The following is a 6317-nucleotide window of genomic DNA, read 5'->3' as shown; positions in this document are numbered from 1 at the left end:
CATCCTTTCCACCCGTCTGATTTGCTGATCCCGCAGCGCAGTGCGGCCACCGCCAGGTCGTCGTAGGCATGTCCAAAACGTGCCCGGCCGACTTCGGTGAGCAGGAAGAGCTTCGCCGGCCGGCCTCGACCGCGTCGACCCCGCCGTGACGATTCCCTGGTGTAGGCCTCCCCCTCGGCCACCAGCGCATCCAAGTGCCGGCGGACCGCGGTCGGGCTGACTCCCAGTTCTTCCGCCACCGCAGCAGCGGTTATCGGCCCGCGTTCCAACAACAACCGCGCGACCGCGTGCCGGGTGCGCCCGTCCCCGTGGACGGCCGCGCCGTGCCCTGCGGCGCCTGGCTTGGCAGCCGCAGCAGGTGGGGGCGATCCGGCGTTTTTCACAACACGAATGTTACCTAATTCAGCTTCGGTCGCCAGCGCCAGGGGTGAGGGGGAATTGGTGAACCCACCCACCCGGATACGCTTCGTCATCGTGGCGGCAAGCGAAACAACCGGTGGGGCCAGGGCGAACCGGCCGCACCCGGCACAGCAGGCAACTGCTCAGGGCACCGCTGAGCTCGGCACTCCGGCGCCGCTGAACCGGACCGAGCGCCAGCAGCTCGACGTGGTGCGGCGGTTCGGCACCACGGGGTCGCTGGTCCTCGCCTTCGGCGCGATCGGCGCCGGCGCCGCCCCCGTGGACAACCCGCTCTCCGGGGTGCGGCTGCTGGGCCTCCCGGTCCGCATCCCCACCGTCGCCATGGCCTGCGCCTGGCTGGGCATGATGATGCTGGTCATCTCCTGGCTGTGGCTGGGGAAGCTGTCGTGGCCGGGCAAGGAGCGGATGGTCTCGGTCACCCAGCTCGCCCGCACCGTGGTGATGTGGGCGCTGCCGCTGGCCCTGGCACCACCCCTGTTCAGCACCGACGTCTACAGCTACCTGGCGCAGAGCGAAGTCGCCGCCCGCGGCTACAACCCCTACGAACTGGGCCCGGTCAACGCGCTGGGGGTCGAGCACCCGTTCACCAGCAACGTGCCGAACATCTGGCGCGACACCCCCTCGCCGTACGGGCCGCTGTTCCTGATGATCGGCCAGACGCTGTCCCGCGTCATCGGCGACAACGTGGTCTTCGGCGTGCTGCTGTGGCGCGTGGTGATGCTCTGCGGCTTCGCCATGGCCATCTGGGCGATCCCGCGCCTGGCCCGCCGCTGCGGCGTGCAACCGGTGGCCGCCCTGTGGCTGTCGGCCGCCAACCCGGTCGCGCTGTTCCACGTGGTCAGCGGCATGCACAACGAAGCGATCATGGTCGGCATCATGCTGGCGGCCATCGAGCTCGGGCTCCGCTGGCAGAACTGGGCCGGAACGATCGTCGCCGGTGTGCTGCTGACCATCGCCGGAGCGATCAAACCACCCGCCTTCATCGCCCTCGGCTTCTTCGGCATCTACCTCGTGGTGCGCCGCGGCAGCAGGTGGGGCGACCTGCTGCGCACCGCGGCGGTGCTCACCGCCACCTTCCTGGCCACCATGACCGTGATCACCCTGGCCAGCGGCTGGGGCCTGGGCTGGATCGAAACGTTCGACGTGCCCAACCGGGTCAAGACGTTCATGGCGCCGCTGACCGCGTTCGGCATGACCGGTGGCGGCATCACCATGGTCCTGGGGCTGGGCAACCACACCGACGCGATGCTGGTGATCACCAAGCTGCTCGGCTACGCGATCACCGCCGTGGTCTGCCTGCGCCTGCTGTGGTTGTCGTTCCGCGGCCGGATCAACCCGCTGACCGGCTTGGGCATCACCCTGCTGGTGCTGGCCCTGGCGGTGCCCGTGCTGTGGCCGTGGTACCTGCTCTGGCCGGTCACCACCCTGGCCATCTCCACCAACGACAACCGGTTCCGGATCACCGCGACGGTGATCTGCGCGTCGGTGTCCCTGCTGGTGCCGCCCACCGGAGCCGGCTACCCGCTGCGGGCCTACCAGATCCCGCTGGCGGTCTCGGCCGCGCTGGTGGCGTTCCTGCTGCTGCTCTGGCTGCTGCGGGGCAAGGTTCCGTGGCCTGGCCCCACCCGGGGCCGAGCACGCGGCGGTGCGTCATAGGCTTAGAAGTCGTGAAGAACGCCGACGGCCCCGCTGTCCAGGTTCGCGGCCTGCAGAAGCACTTCGGCAGCACAGCCGCCGTGGCCGGTCTCGACCTGGTGATGGAACGCGGCAGCGTGCTGGCCCTGCTCGGTCCCAACGGGGCGGGCAAGACCACCACCGTGGAGATCTGCGAAGGCTTCCAGCGCCCCGACAGCGGCGAAGTCCGGGTGCTCGGGCTCGACCCGATCACCCAAGCCGAACAACTGCGCCCGCGAATCGGCGTGATGCCGCAGGGCGGCGGTGCCTACCCCGGCGTGCGCGCCGACGAGATGCTCGAGCTGGTCGCCTCCTGCGCGGCCGATCCGCTGGACCCGGCGTGGCTGCTGGAGGTCCTCGGACTCGACTCCGCCCGGCGCACCCCCTACAAGCGGCTCTCCGGCGGTCAGCAGCAGCGGCTCTCCTTGGCCTGCGCCCTGGTGAACCGACCGGAGCTGGTGTTCCTGGACGAGCCCACCGCCGGCATGGACCCGCAAGCGCGGCGACTGGTGTGGGAACTGATCGGCGCGCTGCGCCGCGACGGGGTCAGCGTTCTGCTGACGACGCACCTGATGGACGAGGCCGAGACCCTCGCCGACAAGATCGTCATCGTCGACCAGGGCCGGGCGGTGGCCAGCGGCACCGCGGCCGAGCTGACCGCCAGCCAGGACGAGGAGCAGGAGCTGCGGTTCAAGTCCCAGCCGAGCCTGAACCTCGAGCAGCTGCTCAGCGCGCTGCCCGAGGACTGCAAGGCCGTCGAGCTGCGCCCGGGTGACTACCAGGTGCGCGGCAACGTCACTCCGCAGGTCATCTCCACCGTCACCGCCTGGTGCGCCCAGCACGGCGTGCTCGCCGAGGAGCTGCGGGTGACCAAGCGCAGCCTGGAAGACGTGTTCCTGGAACTGACCGGACGGGAGCTGCGATCGTGAGCCGGGAAACCGACCTGCACACCGCTGGTACGGGCGCGCGATTCCCGGCCGGCACGTTCACCCCCGCCCCCGGGCGAGGCCGACCGCTGCGGATGTTGGCGGCCCAGACCAAGACGGAAGCGCTGCTCACCCTCCGCAACGGAGAGCAGGTGCTGCTGACGCTGATCATCCCGCTGGCCCTGCTGTTCGGGCTGAGCGCGCTCGACATCGGCAGCCTGCCGGAGCCCCGGGTGAACTGGGTGGTGCCGCGCATCCTGGCACTGGCGGTGATGTCCACCGCCTTCACCGGCCAAGCCATCGCCCTGGGCTTCGACCGCCGCTACGGCGTGCTCAAGCGGTTGGCCGCCACCGCCCTGCCCCGCTGGACGCTGATCGGCGGCCGGATCACCGCCACCCTGGCGGTCATCGCGCTGCAGGTGGTGGTGCTGTGCGTGGCCGGGCTGCTGCTGGGCTGGTCCACCACTCCGGTCGGGCTGCTGCTGGCCGTGCCGCTGCTGGTGCTGGGCACGTTCGCCTTCGGCGCGGCCGGAGTCCTGGTCGGCGGAGCGCTCAAGGCGGAAGTCGTGCTGGCGCTGGCCAACGCGATCTGGTTCGTCCTGCTGCTCGCCGGTGGCCTCGCCCTGCCGAGCGACGACCTCCCCGGCCCATTGGCGCAGATCGCCGACTTCCTGCCCTCCGGCGCGCTGGCCAGCGCCTTGGAGGCCGCGCTGGCGCACGGCTCGGCACCCGGTTTGCAGTCGGTCCTGGTTCTGCTGGCCTGGGGTGTGGTGACCAGCGCGATCGCCGTGCGCACGACCCGACTGACCTGATCCGTCGCAGTGGTCACAGCGCCCTGCCCGGAGCTAGGGTGACCCGCATGACGAAGATCGCCCGCCAGGCCAAGAAATCCCTCGAACTGATCCACTCGATGATCTACTTCGCGCCCGAGGCGGAGAAGAACTTCACCGCCCTCGGGCTGGAACCCGGGCGAATGTCCTACTACGCCGGCCGGGCAGCCGCCATGGGGCCGGTGGGGCCGGGAGTGGTCGCCGCGACCTTCTACAACTTCAACCCGGCGTCCGTGGCCAAATCGATTCCGCGGGCGTGGGAGATCGCCGCTCCGCAGGACGTGCTGACCGCCCGGTTCGAAGCGGCCGACGCGGCCCTGCACCGCTACCTCGGCGCGGAAGTGCTGGAGTCCGAGCTGGTCGGCCGAACCGCGCAGCTGGCGCAGGAAGCCGCCCTGGCCTGCACCCCCGAAGGAAAACCGCTGTTCGCCGCCCACGCCGACCTGCCCTGGCCGCAGGAACCCCACCTGAAGCTGTGGCACGCGGCGACGCTGCTGCGGGAGTTCCGCGGTGACGCGCACATCGCCGCGCTGCAGCGAGCCGGGTTGAGCGGACTGCAGGCACTGGTGCTGCACAGCGCCAGCGGCGAGGGCTTCAAGCCGTCGGTGGCCAAGAAGTTGCGCGAGTGGTCCGACGAGCAGTGGGCGGCAGCCGAGCAGCAGCTGCGGGACCGGGGCCTGGTGGACGAAGACGGGGTGATCACCGACGCGGGCACCCGCCTGCGGGAGGAGGTCGAGACCGACACCGACGCCATGTCCATGCCCCCGTGGACGGCGCTCGGCGAGTCGGCCACCGAACAGCTGCTGACCAGCGGGCGCCAGCTGAGCCGCGCTCTGGCCAAGGCCGGGGCGGCACCTCGAGAGCTGTTCGGCCGCGACTGAGCTCCCGCCGGGGCCGGTCGCCAGCCCGGCGGAGGAGGGAAGTCGGCGCGGCTTACCATCGAGGCGTGGCTGCGGCGTCTTTGAAAGCGCGTTTATCCCGTCCTTCTCCGCGCATGGTGCGGGCACTGGCCCTGGCAGTGCTGGTGACCCAGGTGCTGATCTCGGTGACCGGAACGATCGTGCGAGTCACCGGATCCGGTCTGGGCTGCCCCACCTGGCCCCAGTGCTTCCCGGGCAGCATGGTCCCGGTTTCCCACGCGGAGATCGCCCCGCTGCACCAGGCCATCGAGTTCGGCAACCGGCTGCTGACCTTCGTCGTCGGCATCGCGGCGATCGCCTGCTTCCTGGCCGCCTGGCGCTCCCGGCCGCGCCGTCCGCGACTGGTCCGGCTGGCCCTGGTCATGCCGCTGGGCGTGGTGGCGCAGGCGATCATCGGCGGCATCACGGTGCTCGTGGACCTGCAGTGGTGGAGCGTCTCCCTGCACTTCCTGGCGTCGGCGGTGCTGGTGTGGCTGGCGGCGATCCTGGTCAAGACGGCCAGCGAGGGCGACGACAAACCGATGCTGGTGATCACCAGGACCATGCAGCGGCTGCTGGTGGCGCTGAGCGCGGTCACCTTCGTGATGCTGTTCGCCGGAACCCTGGTCACCGCCGCCGGTCCGCACGCCGGGGACGCTGCAACGCCACGGCTGGACGTGCCGGTGGAAACCATCGCCCGGGTGCACAGCATGTCGACGATGGCCTACGTGCTGCTGCTGGCCGTGTTCGGGGTGTGGCTGCGCAGCGCACGACCGACCAAAGCACTGCTGAAGGCCTACAGCGCGGCGTGCGCGGTGGTGCTGCTGCAGGGGGCGATCGGCTACACCCAGTACGCCCTCGGCGTTCCCGAGCCGCTCGTGGTGGCGCACGTGCTCGGCGCCATGCTCGTGGTGGTGGCGACCTCGTGGCTGTGGTGCGAGTCCCGCTACCGCGGCCCGCTGCCGCAGCAGAAGCAGGCGGAGCCGGCCGCGAGCTGAGCGCGCGCCGCGGTGGCGGTCAGAACCGCAGCCGCGGCTTGCCTTCGCGCTCCCACCGGCGCCAGAGCTCGGGCATTTCCCCGGACAGCCACCGGTAGAACTCGTTGACCGAGCGCAGTCGCCGGGCCCGTTCCCCTTGGCCGCTGAACATACGCAGGCCGAGGGCGGTCAGCTCTTCCAGCTCGGTGAACCGCTGCATGCGCTGCCGCACGAAATCGGGCCAGCTGTCCTCCTCGATCCGGTACAGCGCCGCTTCCCTGCCCTGCCGGGTCGTCTTCGAGATCAGGCCCAGCCGCATCAGCAGCCGCACGTTGGTGCTGACCGAACCGGTGCTGGCGTTGAGCGCGTGGGACAACTCCGCAGCGGTGCGCTCCGGCGGATCGCACACCAGCAGGAACGCCAGGATGCGACCGGCGATCAAGGGCATTCCCTCGGTGGCTTCGAAGTGAGCCGCCATCCGCTCTATCCAGTCGGCCAGGGCCGGTCGATCGGTGCGCTGCAGGTAGTCGGCCACCACACCTCCCCCATAGGTTCAATCAGTGCTGAAAAGATAAACCAAGGTGAAGCGCG

At 70.3% G+C, this 6317-nt stretch carries 7 protein-coding genes; 5 read left to right on the top strand and 2 right to left on the bottom strand.

What is annotated here, in order from left to right; genetic code table 11:
• On the bottom strand, nucleotides 1-383 hold a 383-nt coding region (locus SREC43747_RS20580; protein WP_152528375.1), incomplete at its 3' end, for a helix-turn-helix transcriptional regulator.
• Between the two features lie 91 nt (nucleotides 384-474).
• Here SREC43747_RS20580 and mptB point away from each other — a divergent pair.
• From mptB to SREC43747_RS0109945, 5 genes are all read left to right on the top strand, one after another.
• Entirely contained in the window at nucleotides 475-2076 is a 1602-nt protein-coding gene (mptB, locus tag SREC43747_RS0109965) for a polyprenol phosphomannose-dependent alpha 1,6 mannosyltransferase MptB (protein ID WP_236623118.1), read from the top strand.
• Between the two features lie 11 nt (nucleotides 2077-2087).
• A complete protein-coding gene (locus SREC43747_RS0109960) occupies nucleotides 2088-3023 on the top strand; it encodes an ABC transporter ATP-binding protein (RefSeq protein ID WP_029721068.1) in 936 nt (311 codons plus the stop codon).
• A 92-nt stretch (nucleotides 3024-3115) separates the two neighbouring features.
• Nucleotides 3116-3832 (top strand): ABC transporter permease, encoded by a 717-nt coding sequence (locus SREC43747_RS0109955; RefSeq protein ID WP_081722511.1) that lies wholly within the window; start codon nucleotides 3116-3118, stop codon nucleotides 3830-3832.
• A 47-nt stretch (nucleotides 3833-3879) separates the two neighbouring features.
• Nucleotides 3880-4731 (top strand): SCO6745 family protein, encoded by an 852-nt coding sequence (locus SREC43747_RS0109950; RefSeq protein ID WP_029721066.1) that lies wholly within the window; start codon nucleotides 3880-3882, stop codon nucleotides 4729-4731.
• Between the two features lie 65 nt (nucleotides 4732-4796).
• The gene (locus SREC43747_RS0109945; protein ID WP_037331705.1) at nucleotides 4797-5747 is read left to right on the top strand and encodes a COX15/CtaA family protein; all 951 of its coding nucleotides are present in this window, start codon (nucleotides 4797-4799) and stop codon (nucleotides 5745-5747) included.
• 19 nt (nucleotides 5748-5766) lie between these two features.
• On the opposite strand, the gene SREC43747_RS0109940 is transcribed toward SREC43747_RS0109945, so the two are convergent.
• Nucleotides 5767-6261, bottom strand: a complete 495-nt coding sequence (locus SREC43747_RS0109940; RefSeq protein ID WP_029721064.1) for a GbsR/MarR family transcriptional regulator — start codon at nucleotides 6259-6261, stop codon at nucleotides 5767-5769.
• Between the last annotated feature and the right edge of the window lie 56 nt (nucleotides 6262-6317).

Origin of the sequence: Saccharopolyspora rectivirgula DSM 43747, assembly GCF_000497205.1 — a bacterium.
GTDB classification, from domain to species: Bacteria; Actinomycetota; Actinomycetes; order Mycobacteriales; family Pseudonocardiaceae; genus Saccharopolyspora; species Saccharopolyspora rectivirgula.
Note: the sequence above shows the minus strand (reverse complement) of the source record. Positions and strands in the feature narration are given on the sequence as shown.

Bases quoted from the DNA above. Each gene is read 5' to 3' on its own strand.
- SREC43747_RS0109955 (WP_081722511.1), top strand. From the start codon at position 3,116: ATGTTGGCGGCCCAGACCAAGACGGAAGCGCTGCTCACCCTCCGCAAC.
- SREC43747_RS0109950 (WP_029721066.1), top strand. From the start codon at position 3,880: ATGACGAAGATCGCCCGCCAGGCCAAGAAATCCCTCGAACTGATCCAC.